Annotated in this window: 15 protein-coding genes; 4 read left to right on the forward strand and 11 right to left on the reverse strand. The window is 73.0% G+C overall.

Features of this window, described 5'->3' with window-relative positions:
• Positions 1–8: 8 nt before the first annotated feature.
• From ABKA17_RS46300 to ABKA17_RS46340, 9 genes are all read right to left on the reverse strand, one after another.
• Complete coding sequence (locus tag ABKA17_RS46300; protein WP_353698486.1) at positions 9–1013, reverse strand: alpha/beta hydrolase; 1005 nt, start codon at positions 1011–1013, stop codon at positions 9–11.
• Entirely contained in the window at positions 1010–2587 is a 1578-nt protein-coding gene (locus ABKA17_RS46305) for an FAD-dependent oxidoreductase (RefSeq protein ID WP_353698487.1), read from the reverse strand. The genes ABKA17_RS46300 and ABKA17_RS46305 overlap by 4 nt, the downstream gene beginning before the upstream one ends.
• A 117-nt stretch (positions 2588–2704) precedes the next feature.
• Entirely contained in the window at positions 2705–3667 is a 963-nt protein-coding gene (locus ABKA17_RS46310; RefSeq protein WP_353698488.1) for an NAD-dependent epimerase/dehydratase family protein, read from the reverse strand.
• The gene (locus ABKA17_RS46315) at positions 3664–4932 is read right to left on the reverse strand and encodes a nucleotide sugar dehydrogenase (RefSeq protein ID WP_353698489.1); all 1269 of its coding nucleotides are present in this window, start codon (positions 4930–4932) and stop codon (positions 3664–3666) included. Before ABKA17_RS46315 ends, ABKA17_RS46310 begins: the two co-directional genes overlap by 4 nt.
• A gap of 44 nt (positions 4933–4976) precedes the next feature.
• On the reverse strand, positions 4977–6596 hold the full coding sequence (locus ABKA17_RS46320) for a class I adenylate-forming enzyme family protein (RefSeq protein WP_353698490.1): 1620 nt from the start codon (positions 6594–6596) through the stop codon (positions 4977–4979).
• 23 nt (positions 6597–6619) lie between these two features.
• Positions 6620–7558, reverse strand: a complete 939-nt coding sequence (locus ABKA17_RS46325; RefSeq protein WP_353698491.1) for a UbiA family prenyltransferase — start codon at positions 7556–7558, stop codon at positions 6620–6622.
• A 37-nt stretch (positions 7559–7595) separates the two neighbouring features.
• Complete coding sequence (locus tag ABKA17_RS46330; RefSeq protein ID WP_353698492.1) at positions 7596–8414, reverse strand: class I SAM-dependent methyltransferase; 819 nt, start codon at positions 8412–8414, stop codon at positions 7596–7598.
• A gap of 13 nt (positions 8415–8427) precedes the next feature.
• Positions 8428–9546, reverse strand: coding sequence for a DegT/DnrJ/EryC1/StrS family aminotransferase (locus tag ABKA17_RS46335; RefSeq protein WP_353698493.1), 1119 nt, complete (start codon positions 9544–9546; stop codon positions 8428–8430).
• Positions 9543–10742, reverse strand: a complete 1200-nt coding sequence (locus ABKA17_RS46340) for a DegT/DnrJ/EryC1/StrS family aminotransferase (RefSeq protein ID WP_353698494.1) — start codon at positions 10740–10742, stop codon at positions 9543–9545. The genes ABKA17_RS46335 and ABKA17_RS46340 overlap by 4 nt, the downstream gene beginning before the upstream one ends.
• 906 nt (positions 10743–11648) lie before the next feature.
• On the opposite strand from ABKA17_RS46340, the gene ABKA17_RS46345 reads away from it, so the two are divergent.
• From ABKA17_RS46345 to ABKA17_RS46360, 4 genes are all read left to right on the forward strand, one after another.
• Positions 11649–12608, forward strand: a complete 960-nt coding sequence (locus tag ABKA17_RS46345; protein ID WP_353698495.1) for an AfsA-related hotdog domain-containing protein — start codon at positions 11649–11651, stop codon at positions 12606–12608.
• Positions 12609–12813: 205 nt separating this feature from the next.
• Positions 12814–13842, forward strand: a complete 1029-nt coding sequence (locus tag ABKA17_RS46350; protein ID WP_353698496.1) for an AIR synthase-related protein — start codon at positions 12814–12816, stop codon at positions 13840–13842.
• A 125-nt stretch (positions 13843–13967) separates the two neighbouring features.
• Positions 13968–15005: a LuxR C-terminal-related transcriptional regulator gene (locus ABKA17_RS46355; protein WP_353698497.1), complete on the forward strand. Its 1038-nt coding sequence runs from the start codon at positions 13968–13970 to the stop codon at positions 15003–15005.
• Positions 15006–15216: 211 nt separating this feature from the next.
• Entirely contained in the window at positions 15217–16215 is a 999-nt protein-coding gene (locus ABKA17_RS46360; protein WP_353698498.1) for an AfsA-related hotdog domain-containing protein, read from the forward strand.
• A 44-nt stretch (positions 16216–16259) separates the two neighbouring features.
• Here ABKA17_RS46360 and ABKA17_RS46365 read toward each other — a convergent pair whose 3' ends face one another.
• Complete coding sequence (locus tag ABKA17_RS46365; protein WP_353698499.1) at positions 16260–17105, reverse strand: 4'-phosphopantetheinyl transferase family protein; 846 nt, start codon at positions 17103–17105, stop codon at positions 16260–16262.
• Positions 17106–17161: 56 nt separating this feature from the next.
• A complete protein-coding gene (locus ABKA17_RS46370) occupies positions 17162–18946 on the reverse strand; it encodes an acyl-CoA dehydrogenase family protein (protein WP_353698500.1) in 1785 nt (594 codons plus the stop codon).
• Between the last annotated feature and the right edge of the window lie 160 nt (positions 18947–19106).

Below are 19106 nucleotides of genomic sequence, written 5' to 3' on the forward strand. Positions count from 1 at the left end.
CTTCGGCTTCACGCCGGCCGGGAGGGTCCGCTGACAGCCGCGAAGGTGCGGTCGAACCAGTCACGTGCCAGGTCGTAGAACTCGCTCGCTCCCCGGTGCACGTTCAGCGAGTGGCCGACGCCGGCGACCACGTGGGTCTCCAGCCGGGCCTCGGGTGCGTAGTACTCCCGCTCGAAGGCGTGCACGGACTCGGACTGGGCGGCGAAGCCCACTGCCGAGCTGCTGAAGAGCGCGTCGTGTTCCCCGACCACCACCAGGACGGGCACCTTGACGGCCCGAGAGTGCTCGGGCCGGTAGGTCTCGGGCAACGAGTTGCCCTCGCCCCAGGTGGCGGTGGACTTGATCAGTTCGTTGTGCGCGGACAGTTCCGGTTCGATGCCGCCCGCAAACTCGAGCATCCTGGCGCGGCGTCCCGGACGCTGCGTCAGATACTCGGCGGGCGCGCCGAGTCCGGCGAGCAGGGGATCCTTGCTCGCCGGGTGAAAGAAGTCGTGGACCTTGTCGACCTTTTCGTAGAAGTCGGTCGTGGTGTGCAGCATGCCGGTGATGACCAGGCCGTCCACGTCCGCGTGCCGGGCCGCCTCGACGAGGGCGATGCCCGACCCGTAGGAGTGGCCGACGCTCACCACGTGCTCGAAGCGATGGCCCCCGGGGGTGCCCGAGCGCAGCAGCGCGATCGCCTGGTGGATGCTCTCCACGTGGCTGTCGAGGTTGACGTCGTCGCCGTGCGGCCTGCTGGAGGCGCCGGTGCCGAGGCGGTCGAGCAGCAGCACGGCGTATCCGGCGCGCAGCATGTGGGCGCTGTAGTCGTAGCCGCCGGGCAGGGTCCAGTAGCGGCGGTCGTAGGTGAGACCGGGAATGAGCACCTGGACGGTGTCCGCCCCCTGTTCGGGCACGAGCAGCCGGCCGGCGATGTGCCGGTCGGTGCCGTCCACGGGCACCCGCACGGTGATGTCCTCGCCGACGCAGGGCGGGGTGTCCGCCTCGGGCAGCGGCGCCGGGACGACGGTCATGGGGTTCTCCTCGCGTTGTGCACGGGCGTGCCGGGGGTGCTGGGTACGGAGGCCGTCGGCACCTGTTCGGGCGCGGGCTGCGCCGGTCTGGTGCTCCGGCGGGCGGCCAGGTCCGCGATGTTCGTGACCGCGAGCTCTTCGGCGCGGGAGTGCCGGGCACCGATGCCGTGGGTGGTGCTGGGCGGTCCGACCGGGCCGGGGCCGCTCGGGCCGCGCAGGGCCGCGGCTATCACGCGGGGGTGGAACATCTCGGTCGGCGAGGCGATGAGCTGGGTGTGCCGGAGCATCAGCACGGCCGCGTGCCGGTTGGTGACGGCGGCGGCGGTGAGACGGTCCACGTAGCGCTTGCCGAGCCGGGTCGCCGTGTCGGGGCGGGTGACCTCGTAGACCCAGGGATAGGAGAAGTCCATGCCGGTGGCCAGCTGCCAGGCGGGGGTCATGGTCCGGGCGAAGGCCTTGCGCAGGGGGCCGGCCTGACCGACGTGGGTGCCGCGCGCGGCGAGTCGGTCCCTGAGCACCAGGGCGCACTGCACGGCGACGGACATACCCTGCCCGTAGGAGGGGTTGAAGCCGCCGAACGCGTCGCCGATGACGAGGAAGCCGTCGGGCCAGCGGCTCAGCTTCTCGTAGTGCCGCCAGCGGTTCTCGGTGCGGCCCGAGCCGTAGACCGGTCCGACGGGGGTGGCGGACTCGACGACGTCGCGCAGCACCGGGTCGCGCAGGGTGCCGGCGGCGCGCAGCAGGCCCTCGTGGTCGGTGGGCAGGCGGTCTCCGCCGCCGGCGGACACCGACACCATCCAGCGCCCGCCCTCGATGGGGTTGAGGATGCCCTGGCGGGGGATCTCGGACGAGGCCATCAGCAGCATGCACGACCAGTCGGCGACATGGCCGGCGGGCGGCTCGTAGATGCCGGTGGCGTACGCGGTCTTCGCGTCGACCACGGACTCCTGCGGGCGCTCGTAGCCGAGCTCCTCCAGCCACTGCGGGGCCTTGGACTTGCGGCCGGTGGCGTCGACGACGAAGTCCGCGTCGATCAGGTACTTCTCGCCCCAGCCGGTGCGCGCCTGGCCGTCCTTGCCGCGCACCCACACGCCGACGACGCTGCCGTCGCGTCCGCCCTGCAGACCGAGGGCCTCGTGCTGCGTGACGAACTCGACCTTGGGGTCCTTGCGCAGCCGCTCGCGCACCACCGCGTCGATGACGTCGCGGGTGCCGGTCAGCATCGACATGTCGGTCTCGAAGCGGGACATCCAGCCGCCCGGTGCGAGCAGGAGCATGTCCTCGGGCATCCGGACGCGGACCATGCCGGCCGTGATGAGTTCGTCGGTGACGCCGGGGAAGAGCTGCTCAAGTCCCTGGTGGCCGGCGGCCATCAGGTTGTGCGCGTGCCGCGCCTGGGCCACGCCCCGCCGCCAGCGGGGCTCCACGCTCAGCTGGTCACGCTCGATGATCGTGACCTTGCTCAGGTACGGGGACAGAGCTCGCGCTGTGGCCATTCCGGCGAGGCTCGACCCGATCACGACGGCGTGGCCGTCACCGCCGTGCCCGCCTCGGGCACCTGGGTTGAGGCTCATGTGTGCGCCCTCTCTCGTGCGTTGTGGGTTGCGTGGTGCGGTGCCTCCGCGTCCCGGGGCTAGGTCCGCGGGAAGCGGTGGGCGGCGCTGCCGGTGACCGGGCCTCCGGTACGGGGGTCAGGTCGGGGTCGGGCTCGCGGTGGGGGTGCCGCGCAGGGCGGCCACGGCCGAGGGCAGGCCGTCGGCGACGGTCGGATATGCCGGGCGCCAGCCCAGTTCGTCCCGTGCCAGGGCGTTGCTCAACCGGTAGGAGGTGGTCAGTGAGGTGGTGACGGAGCGGCCGAGGACGAGCGAGGCCACGGCCCGGGGTACGGGCGCGGCCGGCTCGGCGCCCAGCGCGCGGGCGGCTTCGCGGGTGAACTGCGCGAGCGGCAGCGGCTGGTCGTCGGCGATGTTGTACTCGGCGCCGGCCGGTGCCCTGTGCAGGGCGGCCACATAGGCGGCCGCCAGGTCCTCGAGGTGGACGCAGCTCCAGTAGTTGGAGCCGTCTCCGGGGTGCCGGATGCGTCCGCTTCGGTCCGCCTGGTCGGCGAAGGCGGCCCGGAAGTTGCCGCCGGGTCCGTAGACGAAACCGGCGTGCAGCACCACCGCGTCGAGGCCGTCGGCGGCCTTGGCGCGCAGCCGGGCCGTCGCCGCGGCGTGCCACACCCCGAGCGGGGCGGGGCGGTGCGGCACGGATTCGTCGATCCACTGCTCGCCGTGGTCGCCGTAGACCCAGGCGCCGCTCGCGTACAGCAGCCGCCGGCCGTGTGTCAGGCAGGCGTCGGCCAGGGCCCCGGCCATGACGGCGTCGGCCTGGCGGATGCGCCGGATGCGCGCCTCGGTGAGGCGGCCGGTGAACCGCAGCTGCGCGGCGTGCACCACCGCGTCGGCGTCCTGGACGAGCGGCATGTACGTCTCGGGGCGCAGCATGTCCCCGGTGCGCAGGTCGGCCCCGGCGGCGGCCAGCGCGGCCGCCCGGAACGGGTCGCGCACCAGACCGGTGACCCGGTGCCCGGCGGCGAGCAGGGCATGGGCGACGGCGCCGCCGATGTACCCGCTCGCGCCGGTGACCAGGACGCGGCGGGCGGTGCCGGTCACAGGTACTCCACCGTCGGGCCGGCGGGCAGCCGGTGACGGGTGTCCAGGATGAACGAGGCGTGCCGGGTGATGAGGTCGAGGTCGAACGCGCTGTGGTCGGTGAGCAGGACCACGGCGTCGGCCGCGGCGATCTCCTGCTCGTCGAGCTCGGTGCGGACGACCCGCGGGTCGATGGGGGCGCTCTCCACGACGTGCGGGTCGACGGCCCGTACCTCGGCGCCCAGCCGCAGCAGCCCGTCGACGACGCGGACGGCGGGCGACTCGCGGGCGTCGCCGGTGTCGGGCTTGTAGGCCAGGCCGAGCACCAGCACACGGGAGCCGGACAGGGCACGGCCGCGCTCGTTGAACGCGGTCAGCAGCCGCTGCACGACGTAGGAGGGCATGTGGTCGTTGACGTCGTTGGCGAGCTCGACGAACCGGAAGCGGCGGCCGAGGGCCCGGTTGACCCGCCAGGACAGGTAGACCGGGTCGACGGGCAGGCAGTGGCCGCCGACGCCGGGGCCGGGGGTGAAGCGCATGAAGCCGAACGGCTTGGAGGAGGCGGCGTCCACCGCTTCCCATACGTCGATGCCCAACTCCCGTGCGTAGACGGCGAGTTCGTTGACCAGGGCGATGTTGACGTGCCGGAAGGTGTTCTCGACCAGCTTGGTCAGCTCCGCCACCTTGGGCGACTTCACCGGCACGGTGGTGTCGACGACCGTGCGGTAGAAGGCGTCGACGGCGGCGAGGGAGGCCTCGTCCACACCGGAGACGACCTTGGGGGTGGTCTCCAGGGTCCACACCCGGTTGCCCGGGTCGATCCGCTCCGGGCTGTAGCCCAGGTGGAAGTCGGCGCCCGCGGTGAGTCCGGAGTACTCCTCCAGGATCGGGGCGACCAGTTCCTCGGTGGTCCCGGGGTAGGTGGTGGACTCCAGGATCACCGTGGCGCCCTGGCGCAGGAACCGGCCCAGGATCCGGGCGGCCGACTCGATGGCCCTCAGGTCGGGGACGCCCTCGCGCAGCGGCGTCGGGACGCTGATGACTGCGACGTCGAAGCCGCCGACCGCGCGCTCCTCGGTGGTGGGCAGATAGCGCCCGCCGGCCAGTGCGGCAAGGAGCCGCTCCGGTGCGACGTCCTCGACGAAGGACTCGCCCGCGGCGAGCCGCTTGACGCGGTCCTCGTCGACGTCGAAACCGACGACCGTGGTGTCCTCGTCGGCCTCCACGGCGCGTACCGCGAGCGGCAGGCCGACGTACCCCTGGCCCATGATGACGATCTTTGGCATCGACCCGTCCGTTTCTGATGAAGTCGTGTGGTGGCGGTCGCGGCTCAGGTCCAGCGGCCGGTGCCGAAGGTGGCCTGTGAGTCGAGCACCTGCCGGCGCAGGTCGAAGCGCCGTACTTTCCAGGTGCCGGTGCGCGGGAAGTCCTCCCACGCGATGACGTGCGGCGGGGCGAGCTCGGGCAGGCCGCGGGTGGCCTCGCGCCACTGCGTCTCGCTCAGCTCGCCCTCGGAGAGGCTGAGGACCGGGACGGGCCTGCCGCCCTCGGGGTCGCCCAGGACGATCACTTCGGTGGCCCGCCGGATGCGCTCCAGCAGGATCGACTCCAGGGCGATGGAGCTGGTGCCGGGGATGAGGTCGACCTCACGGTCCTGCAGGCGCAGCGCGCCGGTGCGGGACTTCACGCCGAGGTCGCCGGTGTTCCACCAGCCGTCCCAGTCCTTCTCCCGGGCCCGGTCGTCCTCGCCGAGGTAGGTGAGGCAGCGGCCCTTGGTCTTGACGAGGACCACGCCGGCCTGGCCGGCCGGCACCCGCTTGCGGGTGTCGGGGTCGACGATCCTGACCTGGGTGATGAAGGGGATCGGGCGGCCGACGACGTTGGTGACCGGGTCGAGGGCCCCCTCGTTCTTGCGGATCTGCTTGCGGGAGTAGACGGCCATGGCGACCGGGCCCGTCTCGCTCTGCCCCCACACCTGGCCCCACACCGGGCGGCTGTGGTCCGAGGCCTCCATGAACGCCCGCACGGTGGGCGGGTGGATGGCGTCGAAGGTGTTGACGAAGAACCGGACCCGGCTGAACGCGGGGCGGTGCGTCTCGGTGAGCCGCTCCCAGCGCTGGAAGATGTTCGGGCAGGCCTCGAGCACGGTGGGCCGGTGCTCGCTGAGCACTTCGGCGACCAGCTCCGGCTCGTTGCCGCCGAGGATGACGACCTTCTTCGGCGGGCGGGCCAGCTGGGCGAAGGTCCAGGTGATGGAACGGCCGTGGACGAAGGCGATGCAGGAGGCGAAGACGTCGTCGGGCCGGATGGACAGGCCCGGCAGCGGCATCGTCTCGAGCTTGGTGAGCACGCCCATCAGGGTGTTGGGCGAGTGCACCACCAGCTTCGGCACACCGGTGGTGCCGGAGGTGTGGGTGCAGATCATCGGCTCGTGGTCCGGGCGCAGGTTCATCGGCGGGATGTCCGCGCCGGCGAGCGAGGCGAGGCTGATGCCGCCCTCGGCCAGCGCGGGGTCGCCGTCGATGGCGATGACCTGGCAGCCGGGACCGGTCAGCTTCACGCCCTGGGCGGCGGCCGCGCCGAGCACCGAGCCGGAGGCCACGAGCACCTTCGGCTGGAAGCGCTCCATGATCTTGGCGTGCACGTCCGGGGCGTTGGAGGAGGAGATCATCGCGGGCAGCGCGCCGATGCGGGCGGCGGCCGCGGCGAGCAGCACCACGTCGTGGTGGTTCTCCTTGATGATCGCCAGGTGGTCGCCGCGGCGCAGACCGGCCGCGTGCAGGCGTCCGGACATGTCCGCGACCAGCCGGGCCAGGCCGGCGACGTCGTAGGTGCGGCCGCCCTCGGGCGCGATGTCGTAGGGCCGGTCGAGGTGCCAGGTGGGGGTCTTCGCCTCGGCGTAGTACTCGAACAACGCACCCAGGTTCTTGGGGCGTGGGGTCTTCTTCATGCTCTGCCTTGCCTTCCTGGGGTTCAGCGGATGACGAGCAGGTTGGCGATCAGCAGGGCCGCCACCCCGAGTCGGTGGGTGTCGACGCCGAGCTTTCGGGCCAGCAGCGCGTTGTTCTGGCCCAGACCCGCTCGCAGTTGCCGGGCCCGCATCACCAGGACGGGGACCATGCACAGCAGGAACCAGCCCGGTACGGCGTCGGCCGCCCAGGCGACGAGCAGCGCCGCGGTCTCGGTCAGCGAGATCAGGGCGATGGCCACGGAGTAGGCGGACGGTGACAGCACGGTGGCGAGGTTCTTGCGGCCGGCCGCGCGGTCGCCGTCGCGGTCGTTGACGTTGGAGTAGACCGACACCAGCAGCGACCAGACGCCGATCAGATACGTCTCCAGCGCGATGACGCCGGTGAAGTGGCCGTCGGTCAGGCCGTAGGGGATCAGCGCCATCAGGCCGGGGCTGAGCAGCAGCACCAGTTCCTGTCCGCCGCGGTAGCTGAGCCGCATGCCGTGCGAGTACTGGACGCTGATCGCGATCTGGAACGGGATCAGCACCAGCACCCAGGCCGGGGTGTGCGGGGCGACGGCGACGGCCACGCCCATCCACGCCACGCTCGCCAGCAGCGTCAGGTATCCGAAGCGCAGGGCCTGGTGTTCCGTCAGGTCGCCGTTGAGCAGCGGCTTGCGCTCACGGTTGCGCAGCGCGGCCTTCGGGTCGTAGTTGACGTCGTCGCTGCCGTCCCTGAAGCCGTGCACGTCGTCGAACGCGACCGTGGCGGCGGTCATCGCCACCCAGCCGAGCGTGCTGACGACCAGCGTCCACAGCACCTTGGGGTCGTCGCGCAGATCGGAGGGCAGCAGCGCCCAGACGACCGGCGCGGCCAGGTAGTAGTCGAAGAACGACAGCTTCGCCAGCCGCGCGTAGGCGCGCAGCCGCCCGGTCGGCTTGACCGCGAGGGCCTGGCTCATGTCCGCTCCTCCTCTCTTCGTCGTTCCTGCGTGGCCGTCAGGCGGTGCGGGGCTTGCGGCCGACGGTGGATATCTGGATCTGGCTGAGCCAGTTGTGGGCCGGGTCGCCCATCTCGCCGATCGCCTCGGCGATGCGCTCCTCGGTGACCAGGCCGGCGGCCACGATCTGCGGGGCCATGAACTCCAGCCACAGCTGGTAGTGGCGGGCCTGGTCGGAGCCGCCGCGCACCATCACGACGCGGCCTTCGGCCGTGACGTCCTCCAGACCCGAGGCGAGCGCCAGCTGGAGGTCGACGTGACCGCCGCGCGGGTCGTGACCGGCCTCGCGCATCAGCCCGTAGCCGGCCGCGCGCACGTCCTGGAGGAAGTCCTCGCCGGACCCGGAGCGGAACAGGGTGGAGGAGTCGGTGTCCTCCAGGAACAGCAGGCCGCCGGGGCGCAGCGCGCGCACGAACTTGTCGATGACGGCCTGGCGGCCGGGCAGGTGCTGGACCAGCATCCGGGCGTGCACCAGGTCGAAGGAGTTCTCGGGGAGTTCGTCCTCGCGGATGTCGAGCTCCCAGACGTCGAGCGTGCCCTTCTTCTGGTCCTCGAGCAGACGCACGGTCTTCAGGTCGGCGGCGACCGCCCGGCCGGTGGGGCCGACCAGCTCGGCGAGCCGGCGGGCGGCCGCGCCGGAGCCGGCGCCGACCTCCAGGACGTGCCAGCCCTCGCTCACACCGAGCCTGTCGAACCGCTCGAAGGTGCCCGGGTCCCAGATGGCCTCGTTGGTGACGAGCCGCTCGGTCTCCTTGTCCCAGGAGGAGTCGAAGACGTACTCCTGCGCGGCGTCGGCGCTCTGGACGGTTGTCGTCATGGCAGGTGGCTCCCTAGGCGAAGAAGTCGCAGATGGTGTCGGCGATGCGCTCGACGTCGGCGTCGGTCAGGTGCGGCCAGATCGGGATGGCCAGGTTCGACCGGCTGGCCCAGCGCGCGTCCGGCCAGTCGGCGCCCTCGGGGGCCCACTCGTTGAAGGCGGGCTGCAACGGCAGCGGCGTGGGGTAGTAGACGTGCGAGCCGATGCCGTTCTCGGTCAGGTAGGCGCGCAGGTCGTCGCGGCGCGACACCTGGATCGAATAGACGTAGAAGCAGCGGCCGTTGCGGCCGGCCGGCGGCGGCTTGACGCCTCGCTCGGCCAGCGGGGCGAACCGCTCGGTGTAGTAGTCCGCGATGGTGGCGCGGCGCTCCAGACGGTCGGCGAGAGTGGGCAGCCGGTGCATCTGGAAGGCCGCGATGACCTCGTCGAAGCGGCTGTTGCGGCCGATGCGGTGGTGCAGGAAGCGGTTGACGCCGTCCTGGCCGTGGTTGCGCAGCATGCGTACGGCGCGCGCCAGTTCGGGGTCGTCGGTCAGGACGACACCGCCCTCGCCGGCCGTGCCGAACGCCTTGACCTGGAAGAAGGAGAAGACACCGAGGGTGCCCCAGCGGCCGGCCGGGACGCCGTCGAGGACCGCGCCCTGCACGACGGCCGCGTCCTCGATCACCGCGATGTCGTGGCGCCGCGCGATCTCGTTGATCCGCGGCATGTCCGCCATCTTGTTGAACAGGTGGGCGGGCATGACGGCGCGGGTGCGGTCGGTGACGAGGGACTCCACCGAGTCCGGGTCGATGACCATCGTCCACGGGTCGACGTCGGCGAAGACCGGCGTGGCGCCGGCGTTGACGACGGACGAGGCGACGGGCTGGCAGCAGAACGCGGGCACGATGACCTCGTCGCCGGGCCCGATGTCCAGGGCGCCGACGGCCAGCTCCAGGCCGCCGGTGCCGCTGCCGCACGCCACGACGTCACCGGCGCCGGTGGCCTTCTTGATCTCCTGCTCGAACTCGGCGGTGCGGCGGCCGAGGATGAAGCGCTGCTCGGGGTCGGTGCCCACCTCGAACATCGCCTTGAGCAACGCGTCGCGGTCCGCCTCGAACAGGTCGGGCGGGAAGAAAGGCAGTGTCCTCAACTCTGGCTCCCCTGGAAGAAATCCCGGATGGTGTCGGCGACGTGGTCGAGCTGCGCCTCGGACAGGTCCGGGTAGAACGGCAGCGCCACGGCGTTGCGGCAGGCGGCCTCCGCTACGGGGAAGTCGCCCTCGCTGTAGCCGAGTTCGGCGAAGCAGGGCTGTACGTGCAGCGGGATCGGGTAGTACGTCTCGGTACCGATGCCGCGCCCGTTGAGGTGGGCGACCAGTTCGTCGCGCCGCTCGACCTCGATCTCGTAGACGTAGAAGACCGGGGTGGTGGGGACCGCGCGCTCCACGACGGTGGGGACGCGCAGGACGCCCGGGAGGTCCTTGAGGCGCTCGGTGTAGGCCTCGGCGAGGTGGGCGCGGCGGGCGATGTCCTGATCGAGGTCCGTCAGCTTGGCCAGCAGGACGGCGGCCTGGATGTCGTCCATCTTGGAGTTGGTGCCGGAGGCGCCGGACAGGTTGGAGATGCCGGCGATGTGGTCGATGGTCTTGCCCATACGGCCGTGGTGGCGCAGGATTCCGGCCCGCTCGGCCACCTCGTCGTCGTCGGTGAGGACCATGCCCGCGTCACCGATGGCGCCCAGGGTCTTGGTCGGGAAGAACGACAGCACGCCGCCGCGCCCGAGCAGGCCGGCGTGCTTGCCGTTCCACCGCATGCCGATCGACTCGGCGCTGTCCTCCAGTACCGTCACGCCGTGCGCGGCGGCGACCTCGCCGATCGCGTCCATGTCGGCGAGCTGGGTGAACAGGTGCGCCGGCATGACGGCCTTGGTGCGCTCGGTCACCGCCCGCGCGAACGACTCCGGGTCCATCGCGTAGGTCACCGGGTCGATGTCGGCGAACACGGGCGTGGCTCCGGCGAGGGCCACGGAGGTGGCGGTCGCCGCGAAGGTGAAGGCGGGGACCACGACCTCGTCGCCGCGCCGGACTCCGGCCGCCCGCAGCAGCAGCACCAGGGCGTCGGTGCCGTTGTTCATGGCGATGGCGTGCCGGGCGCCGGTGTACTCGGCGATCGCCCGCTCGAGTTCCAGCACCTTGCGGCCGTGCGAGTACTTGCCGCGGTCCATGACGTCGGAGGTGTGGGCCGCGATCTGCGGCCACAGCCGTTCGAAGGTGGCCGCCTGGGAGAAGAACGGCACCCCGGCCGCGGTCTGTGCGCCGGCCGGGGCCGACGTCGCCACACTGTTCACGCTGCTCCTTCACGGATAGGGGGACCGCCGCGGTACGCGGTGTCTCTCGGCACGGTCGCGACCGGTGCCGGGTCCTGGGCGGGGTCCGTCGTGCGACGGCCCGACCGCGGGAGGGCAGCGGCGTCCGCACTGCCGTGGGGGAGGTCGGTCCTGGCCGGTGCCCGGACGACGACGCTCATCGGCGTACGTCCGACGGCTCGATCATGGACATGACCTTCCTGGCGATGGGAGGGGACGCCTGGGGGTGCGCCGCTGGGGTTGAGGGGTGCAAAACCGCGGTTGCGGGGAGTGACCCTGCGCCGGTGAGTCTGCGCAGCACGACCTGTGTCCGGCTAAAGCCGCGAACGAGCGGTCGCTTAAGCGGGCGCGAGGAGGGCGGGGACGGCGTGCGCGCGGAAGGCCGAGATGGCGGGCGCGGGGGCCTTGGCGGCGGGGGGCGGGGTGGGGGTTGGCGGCGGGGCTCGGGGAGGACCTCGGTGGCGGGCTCGGCGGGGGCGGGGGCCGGGGCGCGGGGTCGGGGCCCCTGGTGGCGGGCTCGGAGGGCTTGGTAGCGGGCCTCGGAAGCGGGCTCGGGGCGGGGGTCGGTGGCGGGGTCGGGGGCCTTGGTGGCGGGCCTCGGAAGCGGGTCCGGGGCGGGGGTCGGTGACGGGGTCGGGGGCCTTGGTGGCGGGCCTCGGAAGCGGGTCCGGGGCGGGGGTCGGTGGCGGGGTCGGGGGGTGTCCTGATCTGCGGGAGTGGGGGGCGGTAATGCCTGCGGCGCAACTTGCTGCCATCGCCATGTACTTGGCCCCGGCCGGCCGGACGGTGAGGCTGGTGCGCAGTCCTGTGGGACCGCCTGTGTCTTCGGGCACCACCACACCCGTGACCCCGGGCACCAATCGGCCCGCCCCGACCGAGGAGCCGACCATGTCCCAGCACGCAGTCCTCGGCGCTCCCCCCACCTCTCCCGGCGCCCGACGCCTGCGGGCCGGCGAGCGTTTGCGCAGTGTCCCGACCGCCGGTGAGCAGCACTTCGTCCTGCGCGACGACATGCCGGTCGGACACCCGCTGTTCAACGACACCCCGAACCCGCACGACCCGCTGATGTTCGTGGAACTGATCCGCAGGGCCGGCCTGCACGTCGGTCACCGCAACTTCGGGGTGCCGGCCGAACGGCCCGCGCTGTTCTACCGGTTCGCGCTGCGCCTGTCCGATCCGGCCGTCTGGCAGGACTGCGCCGAGGGCGCCCGGCTGGCCCTGGAGATGCGGGCCGAGCCGACCCGGACGGTGGCCGGTGTGCCGCGCAGTCTGCGGCTGGGCGGGACCCTGCGTCTCGACGGCGCCGAGGGCTGCAGCGGTTCGGCCGAACTCGTCTTCGTCACCCCGACGGTGGCCCGCAACCACCGCGCCACCAGTCGCCTCGCGGCGCTGGCCCGCACAGGCGCCGACGACGGCCCGCGTCCCGGCCGCCGGCCCGCCGTCCCCTCGCTGGTCGGCCGGTGCACCCCGGACAGCGTGGTGGTGTCGCAGCCGGTGCGCCGGGGTGCGACGCTCACCACGACCGTCCTGGTGGACCCCTCCCATCCGGTCTTCTTCACCGAGGCCACCGACTCGGTGCCCGGGCTGCTGCTCGTGGAGGCCCTGCGGCAGAGCGCGTTGCTGGCGGTCGCCTCCGACGGGGCCACGCCCTGTCCGACGGCCCTGAACCGGCTGTCGGTGCACCTGCGCGGCCACGCCGAACTGGATCTGCCGCTCCTGTGCACCGCCCGCGCCGAACCCGGCGGAATCGACGGCACGGGCCGCCGTCTGACCCGGACACTCCTCACGCTGCGCCAGGCGGGACGGATCACCGCCCAGGCAGAGGCGGTGACGGCGGAGGCCGGATGAGCGGGAACGCGCGGCACACGTCGCACGACAGCCCGGCGGGCGACCGCGGGCCCGGTCGGCGCGCGGGGCGCGTGGCGCGGAACGGGTCGGTGGGTGGCCGTGGGGTCGGCCGGCGGCCTGTGGGTCCTCGACCGCGGACCGGACCGGTCTCAGCGGTCCGGCCCGCCCTCTGTCCGTCGACCGTACGAAGAGGTGGCAAGCCCTCATGACTGCCGGTGGTGCCTTCTCCCCCAGGTCCGCCCCGACCCTGGCCGGACACGTCGCGCTGCCGGACGACCTCGACGGCCTCGCCGGGGGCGGGCTGCGGACGTTCTTGCGGGACGCGCTCGAGGAGGCGCGGGGCCCGTGCCCGCCGCTGGGCGAGGGCCGGCCCCTGCTGCTGTCGGGAACGTACGTGGCCGACCCCCCGTTCTACGGCGACGGCGACATCGGCCAGCTCGCGGCGTGCTGCGCGGTCAACGAACTGGCGGCCGCGGGCGCCCGTCCCCTCGGCCTGTCGGTGTCGGCGGTGGTCGAGGCCGGGCTGCCGCTGCGTCAGGTGCGCCGTGTGGCCGACTCGGTCCGCGACGTGGCCCGGGCGGCCGGGGTGGCGGTGCTCGACGTGGACGCCCGTGTGGTGCGCGCGGGCGAGGCCGACCAGATCTATCTGCACACCGCCGGACTGGGGGTGCTCTCCCCCGGCGCCGGCCAGGAGACCCCGCCGCGCGCGGGCGACCGCCTCCTGGTCAGCGCCCCGCTCGGCGGGTTCGGCGCCCATCTGCTGTCGGCCCGGGCGGGGCTCGGGCACGAGGGCGTGGTCTCCGCCGCGTGCGTGCCGCTCGCCGGACTGCTGGAGCAGGTGCGCGGGGCGCGGGTCGGCGGGGCGCTGCGCGCGGTGCGCGTCGTGGGCCGGGCCGGGCTGTCGGGCACGCTGCACGCGTACGCGTCCGCCACGGGTCTGGGTATGCGGGTGGCGGAGGCGGCGCTGCCGGTGCACTACGAGGTGCGGGTGGCCCTCGACGAGCTCGGCGTGGAGCCGGTGCACGCGGCGACCGTGAGCTGTGTGTGCCTCGTCGTCGCCGCCGAGGCCGCGGACGACGTCCTGGCCGCGCTGCGCGCCCATCCCTACGGCCGTGATGCCGCCGTCGTCGGCGAGGTGACGCCGCCCGGCCGTCATCCGGTCGAGCTGGGTCTCGCCGGCGCGCGCACGGTCCCCGTCAGGCCCGCCGCCGAACCTCCCGCCCGGCTCGCCTGATCCCGGGTGGGGCGCGGGCCGAGGGCCGCGTGCATGAGCCGGATGACCAAAGGACGCGGCAGCGGCGCCCAGGCCCGTAAGGTTGCCGGGCGACTGATTTCCATTCCGCGGGGGGTAAACGCAGGATGCCGGAAATATCCCTTTCTGACGCCGCTTTCGACGAGCTGGACGAGAGGGGGGTGTCGGCGTACCGGGAAGCCGTCCAGGCCGGTCGCTACGCGCCCGATCACATCGCCCAGGCGATCGGAATCCCCCTTCGGGAAGCGGAGACGATCGGGCAACGGCTCGTGCACCTGTGCCTGCTGCGTCCGATGCCCGGCTCGCCGGACGTCCTGGTGCCGGTGAGCCCCGACGCGGCGGCCGCGAACCTGGTCGGGCCCGCCGAGGAACAGATCCGCGAGCTCCAGCACTCCGTCTCGAGGACCCGTGACGGCCTGCTCGCCCTGCTGCCCGCCTACTTCGAGAGCCGTCGCCGACGCAATCCGATGGAGTCCTTCGACATCATCAGCGACTACCTCGTCGTCGAAGCGCTGCTGAAGGACTGCGGCGACCGCTGCCGCACCGAGGTGCTCACCGTCCAGCCCGGCGGCCCCCGCCCCACCCATCTGCTGGAGAGCGCGCGCACGCTCACCGCCGAACGCCTCGCCCGCGGCATCCGGGTCCAGCACCTCTACCAGCACACCGTGCGCGGGGACCTCGCCAACACGGCCTACATACGCGACGTCACCGCGCTCGGCGCCGACGTACGCACCACGGACCAACTGATCGACCGAATGATCATCTACGACCGGGAGATCGTGTTCCTGCCCGAGCAGGGCGTCGAGGGGCGGCCGCCGGGAGCCATCGTGGTGCGCGAACCCACCCTGGTGGCCTTCCTGTGCAAGCTCTACGACCATCTGTGGGTGCAGGCCACGCCGTTCGAGCCCGACGCCGAGGAACACACCGACATCTCCGACGACCTGAAGTGGGCCGTCGTCAAGCTGATGGCGCAGGGCTACAAGGACGAGATGGTGGCCCGCAGGCTCGGCATGTCGGTGCGCACCTGCCGTCGCCACATCTCGGAGATCATGGAGGAGTTGGACGCCACCAGCCGTTTCCAGGCCGGGGTGAACGCGGTGCTCTCGGGCCTGTTCCGCGACTCCGACCCACCACAGCCCTCCTGACCTGGGGGAACAGCGGGCCGTCGGTGGGGACGACAACGGGCGTCCCCGGCGGGGAAGTTGCTGCCGCGCAGCTTGCTGCCGCCGGTCCGCGCTGGTGCCGTCGGGGCGGGCTCGTCCACCCTGGTACAGGCGGCACACAGACCGCGGTCCGGCCCGAAACCCCTTCCGGAGGGCCGGATCGCGGTGCAACGCGACGGAAGGTGGTGACGGCGTGGACGGCTCGAGTTCCTCCGCACTGGCCGACCCACCGGCCCCCGGCGGCGCCCCGCGCGGCCTGATCCACCGGCAGCGCTCCTGGGAGCCGTTCGGCCTGTCCGACGCGGACGCCGACCACGGCCAGGAGTTCGTACTGACCGGGGAACTGCCCACCGCCCACCCACTGCTGGCAGCCGGATCCCACCGTTTCCACGATCTGCAGACGGCCGTCGACATGGTCCGGGAGACCGGCGAGTTCATCGGGCAGACCCATTTCTCGGTGCCCGCCAACCGCACCGCCGTCTTCTACCGGATCGCCGTCGCCACCCAGGACATCTCCGCCTGGCGCACCGCCGCGGGCGCGGGCGACCGTGCCCCGCTGCTGACCAGCGAGTTGCGGGTGCGCCCCGACAAGGTCATCGACGGGGTGCCACGCGCCCTGCGGTTCGCCGCCCTGCTGAGCATCGACGACGTGCCGTGCGGCTCGGGCAGCGCCGACGTGGTCTTCCTGCCGCCGGTGGTGCACCGCAACCACCGTGTGCTCAGCCTCGCGACGGTCCTGGCCGCGTCCGACGGCGAGCCCGCCGCAGGACGGCCGGCCGACCCCGCCGAGGTGGGGCGCAGTCACCCGGACACCGTCCTCGTGCACGGCCCCTTCGAGCTCACCCACGGCCGGTTGTCGGCCACCGTGCGCGTACCCGAGGGCTGGCCGTTGCCGGACGGGTCGGCCGAGGGTCATGTGCCGGGCCTGGTCCAGCTGGAGGCGTTGCGCCAGACCTCCCTGCTCGCCGCCGGCCGGATGCACCATCTGGCCACCGACCGGTGCACCCTGGGCTCGCTGAAGGTCCACTTCCGCGGGTACGCGGAGCCGGATCTGCCGATGCGGTGCTCGGCGGTGGTCGGCCTGTGCGCACGGGACGCCGAGGGCCGCAGGCTCAGCCCGGTGACCTTGACCCTGGCCCAGTCCGGACGTGCCGTACTGGAAGCGGTCGCCACGGTGGTGGAGGACCTGTGAGCGGCCACCGCCCCGCCTCGTCGACGGGCGGTCTCCGTACCCCGTCAGCCGACCGCGGCCAGTGCCCCGGTGATGGCGGTGACCGTCTCCGGATCGAGCATCGTGGCGACCTCGGTGTCGAGCGTGCGGCCCAGACCGGTGTCGTGGACGGCCGCGCTCACCACGAAGGCGGCTCCGCCCACGTCGACGGTGTGGGTGGAGAAGGACCACTCGGCGCCGGTGCCCGCACGGCCGTCGGGCCGGTTGACGCGGACCGGCTCGTCGGCGGGGCCGAAGCCGAACTCCGTGAACCGGAACGCCAAGCCCTGTCCGATCGCCTTGCTGTAGGCCTCCTTCAGCGTCCACAGCCGCAGCAGGGCGCCGTCCCGGTCCTCCTCGGGCAGCTGCTCCAGGTCCCGGCTCTCCTGCGGGGTGCAGGTGTGCCGCCGCAGACCTCTGCGGTACAGCTGCCGGGAGGCGGGCTCGGCGTCCACCCCGATCAGCCCCCGGGTGGTCAGGCCGACCAGGAGCAGGTCCGCGGTGTGGCTGAGGCTGATGTCGATCTGGTCGAAGCCCCGCAGGGAGGGGCGCCCGGTGGGACCGTACGACAGCTCCAGGTCGGCGGGGTGGACGCCCAGCGCGGCGGCGGCCGCCCGTTTCAGCAGGCGGCGTGAGGCGGCGTAGCGGGCGCGCAGGTCCGCGTGGCCGAGCGCGAGATGGCTCGGCAGGTCACGGCCCAGCACCTCGTGCAGCAGGTGCTCCTCGCCGGGCGGCACCTGCCAGTCGGTGAGGCGGCCGTGCACCAGCGCGGTGCCGTGACGGCGCAGGTCGGCGCGGAGCGGCGACCAGTCGGCGCCCTCGGGCGTCATGGCGATCGGCTCGCCCGGTGACGGGCGCGGCAGACAGTCCATCGGTCAACTCCTCACTTCCGTGGCGGGTGTGGCGTCGTCCCGCCCGTGCGGGGGCGTCAGCCGGCCAGCGGCATGTTGTAGAGGTCGAAGCCGTGCGGGTCGCGGAACCGGGCCAGCACCTCCCGGTGCACCCGTGTCAGGCACTCCGCGGGCAGCTCGACGTCCCTGACGCCGAGGCGGCCGGCGATGCGGTACAGCGCGGCGGCCGCCCACGCCGGATCGGCGAGGAAGGGCTCTCGGTGCGCGTCACCGCGGCGCCACACCCCGAGCACCGCGGCCGCGGCCAGCACCAGGACATAGCGGTCGGCGAGGGCGAACCACGCCGCACCGACGGTGCCCTGCGGGCCGGGCGGCTCCAGCGCGAGCACCCGGCCGCGCAGGTCCCGCAGTTCGTCGACCATCCGCTCGGCCAGGGTGCGCAGGGCGCTGTGCACCGCATCGCCGGTGGGCAGTTCGGCGACGGTCGCCGACAGCGAGGCGCTCAGGCCGTCCCGTCCGTCCGTCAGCACGGGTGCGTCGTAGGACAACGGCGGCAGGGGGTCGCCCGGACGGAACATCGCGGCCGGGGCCTGCTCACCCGCGAACCACGCGCGGCGGGCCAGCAGCGGCAGTTGCGGGATGATCGTGGCCTGGCAGGCGGCCGTACCCGCGTGTCCGAGGCTGATGATCGGCACGTCGCGCAGGTGCTTGTGGAAGACGCCGGCCGGGCCCTCACGGGTGTAGATCCGGGAGCCGAGCACGCCGGCCAGGTCGTGGAGGGTGTCCCGAAGGACCTTCGGCAGCAGCGACTTGAGGGCAGCCGCGTACAGGCTGGTCTCGGCGGGCCGCAGGTGCAGCGCCCGGGTGGTCACCACCGCCAGGCTGTCGTACAGCAGCAGATCGACGAACGCCCATGTGAGGGTCGCCGCCGTGCTGTGCGGGTCCGGGGCCGCGTCGACGCCGGCGCCCGGGACCTGGCCGCGGCCTGCGTGCAGGGCGGTGCGCAGACCGGTGTCGACGGCCGCGACCGCGAGGGAGGAGACCAGGGTGCGGCTCGTCCGGGAGGCGAGCAGCGATGTGGTCGCGCCGCTGCCCGGCGGCCCGAGCAGGGCGCTCTCGGGCACCGGGCAGTCGGTGAAACGGGCACCGGTGCGGAAGTAGCCCCGCAGTCCCACCAGGTCGAAGTCCGGCCGGCCGGTGACCTCGAACCGGTCGGGCGGCAGCTCACGCGGGTCCAGCAGCAGCGTGGACAGCCGACCGCCGTCGGGTCCCTGCGCGGTGGACAGCACCATGACGAGCGCGTCGGCCCGTTGCAGGTTGTTGACGACCTGCTTGGCCCCGGTCACCGACAGTCCCCCGGGCCGGCGGACGCCACGCACCCGGCCGCGGACGAAGTCGTTGGCGTGGGCGGTCTCGTGCGGGGCCAGGGACGCCCTGGAGCCGCTCAGCAACTGCCCCGCCAGCACGCGCTGTTGCGGGGCGGTTCCCCGCAGCCATACGTGGTTGGCGGCGGTGAAGGTGGTCATGCCGTACCCCATGCCGAGGCCCACGTCCCGGCGGAAGACCGCCCGCATCACCTGGAGCAGGGTCTCGGCCGAGTCGTAGCGGCCGCCCAGAGCGGTGGGGACGAACTCCTCGTTCATCCCGAAGGAGTCCAGCACCGCCTCGGCCGGGTCGCAGATCACCCCGGCCCGGTCGGCGGCGAGCAGGGTCCGGTGGCCGCAGGGGTTGCCGTCCTCGGCCGGGTCGCCCAGCAGGGCCTCGAGCCGCCGCACCCGCTCACGCGCCGCCGCCGGATCCGGCTCCGCGCCGGCCCGCGACGGCCGGGTGAGGGTGGCCGTGATCGTGGAAGAAGAACTCAAGTCGGCCCCCTCTGACGCGCTTCGGCACCGCGGCCCGCTCCGCACGGCACTGTGTTCTCGGTCCGGATCCTGTCGAGACCGGCTAAAGAGACACTTGCGAACAGCCCCTCGCACGGGGCTCTTCTCAGCGAAACCGCGCGTGAGCCGGGAGACTGGGTGT

The organism is Streptomyces sp. RG80 (assembly GCF_040446465.1).
Taxonomy (GTDB): Bacteria; Actinomycetota; Actinomycetes; order Streptomycetales; family Streptomycetaceae; genus Streptomyces.